Genomic DNA, 2,612 nt, shown 5'->3' on the forward strand with positions numbered 1-2,612 from the left:
GTGCGTGGGTTCCGGGTGGAGCCGGGTGAGGTCGGTTCGGTGTTGGCGGGGTGTCCTGGGGTGGGGCAGGTCGTGGTGGTGGCGCGGGAGGACGTGCCGGGGGATGTGCGGCTGGTGGCCTATGTGGTCCCCGCCGACGGTGGGACGGCGTCCGGTGAGGCGCACATGGCGGAGGTGGTGCGGCGGTTCGCCGGTGAGCGGTTGCCGGAGTACATGGTGCCGTCGGCGGTGGTGGTGCTGGACGAGTTGCCGGTGTCGGTCAACGGCAAGCTCGATCGCAAGGCTCTGCCTGCTCCCGCGTACACCGCGAGTTCCGGGCGGCGGCCGGGCACCCGTGAGGAGGAGGTTCTGTGCGAGGCGTTCGCAGAGGTGCTCCGCCTGGAGAGCGTCGGGGTCGATGACGACTTCTTCCAGCTCGGCGGGCATTCGCTCCTGGCGGTGCGGATGGTCAGCCGGATCCGGGCGGTGCTCGGTGTGGAAGTGCCGCTGAAGGACCTCTTCGAGGCGCCCACGGTCGCGCGGCTCGCCTCCCGGCTGGCCGGTGCCGAGGTCGCCCGCAAGGGGCTCGCGCGGATGGAACGGCCGGAGCGGGTGCCCCTGTCGTACTCACAGCAGCGGCTCTGGTTCATCGGCCAGCTCGAAGGGCCGAGCGCGACGTACAACATCCCGGTGTCGTTGTCCCTGTCAGGGGACGTGGACGTGGCCGCGCTCGGCGCGGCGTTCCTGGACGTGATCGGGCGGCACGAGGTGCTGCGGACGATCTTCCCCGTGGCCGGCGGCGAGCCCTGCCAGCGGATCCTTCCGGTCACGGAGCTCGGCTGGGAGCTCTCGGTGAACGACGTCACCGCCGCGGAGCTGCCTAATGTGGTCGCCGAGGCAGCCGCACATGTCTTCGACCTGTCGTCGGAGGTGCCGATCCGGGCGTGGCTGTTCTCGGTGACGGAGAGCGAGCACGCGCTGGTGGTCGTGGTCCATCACATCGCCGGAGACGGGGCCTCGATGGGGCCGCTGGCCGCGGACCTCTCGGCGGCTTACCGCGCCAGATGCGCAGGTACGGCTCCAGCGTGGCAGCCGCCGCCCGTGCAGTACGCCGACTACGCGTTGTGGCAGCGGGAGTCGCTCGGCGATGAGCAGGATCCGGAGAGCGTGATCTCCGGGCAGGTCGCGTACTGGCGTGACGCGCTGGCCGGGGCGCCGGAGGAGCTGGAGCTGCCCTTCGACCGGCCGCGTCCGGCGGTGGCCTCGCGTCGCGGGCACATGGTGCCGATCGAGGTTCCGGCGGAGGTGCACCTGCGGCTGGCGGAGCTGGCGCGGCACGAGGGTGTCACGACCTACATGGTGGTGCAGGCCGCGCTCGCCGTGCTGCTGTCACGGCTCGGGGCCGGGACCGACATCCCGATGGGAGCGGCGAACGCCGGGCGGAACGACGAGGCGCTGAACGATCTCGTCGGCTTCTTCATCAACACGCTCGTCGTGCGTACGGACCTGTCCGGGGATCCGACGTTCCGGGAGCTGCTGGCGCGGGTGCGGGAGTCGAGTCTGGCGGCTTTTGATCATCAGGACGTGCCGTTCGAGCGGTTGGTGGAGGAGCTGGCGCCGGCGCGGTCGATGGCGCGGCATCCGTTGTTCCAGGTGATGTTCAAGGTCCAGAACAACGCCGAGGCGGTGCTGGACCTGCGAGGGGTACGGGCTGAGGGGATCTCGCCGGGGACGTCGGCGGCGAAGTTCGATCTGGACTTCACGGTGGTGGAGGTGCCGGGGTCGGGTGGGTTGCGCGGGTCGCTGGTGGCGGCGGCCGACCTGTTCGATCGGCGGTCGGCGGAGGTGCTGGTGGCGCGGTTGGCGGGGGTGCTGGACGTGGTGACCGCCGAGCCGTCGACCCGGCTGAGCGGGGTGGCGGTGCTGGACGATGTCGAGCGGCAGCGGGTGCTGGTGGCGTGGAACGACACGGCGGCTGAGGTGCGGGCTGAGTCGTTGGCAGAGCTGTTCGAGGCGCAGGTGGCGCGGTCGCCGGAAGCGGTGGCGCTGGTCGCCGATGGGGTGTGCCTGACGTATGCGCAGGTGGAGGAGCGGGCGAACCGGCTGGCGCGGTTGCTGGTCGTCAGGGGCGTCGGGGCGGAGTCGGTGGTCGGCGTCTGCCTTGAACGCGGCGCCGACCTGATCGTGGCGTTGCTGGCGGTGCTCAAGGCGGGTGGCGCCTATGTGGCGCTGGATCCGGCGTATCCGGGAGAGCGGCTGCGCTGGATGGTGGCCGATGCCGCGCCGGTGGTGGTGCTGGCCTCGACCCGGACGGCGGATGTGGTCGGGGGTGCCGTGGTGGTGCTGGACGCCCCGGCCGTGGTCGCCGAGTTGGCCGGTCATGCCGGAGAAGCGCTGGGTGTCCAGGTGGGTGGCGGGAACGCGGCGTATGTGGTGTACACGTCGGGGTCGACGGGGTGGCCGAAGGGTGTGGTGGTGTCGCATCGCGGGGTGGTGAGTTTGTGTGGGTGGCTGGGTGTGCATGTGCTGGCGGGGATGGGGCGGGTGGCGTTGACGACGTCGGTGTCCTTTGATGCGTCGTGGAATCAGCTGGCGGGGTTGTTCATCGGTTGTGAGTTGCATGTGGTGGATGG

Annotated in this window: 1 protein-coding gene; it reads left to right on the forward strand. The window is 70.8% G+C overall.

All coding sequences use genetic code 11. From position 1 onward, the window contains the following. Window positions 1-60: 60 nt before the first annotated feature. The coding region (locus ABEA43_RS67560) for a condensation domain-containing protein (RefSeq protein WP_345581467.1) at window positions 61-2,612 on the forward strand (2,552 nt) is incomplete at its 3' end.

The sequence above is a fragment of the Nonomuraea rosea genome, from assembly GCF_039539705.1.
Lineage (GTDB): Bacteria > Actinomycetota > Actinomycetes > Streptosporangiales > Streptosporangiaceae > Nonomuraea > Nonomuraea rosea.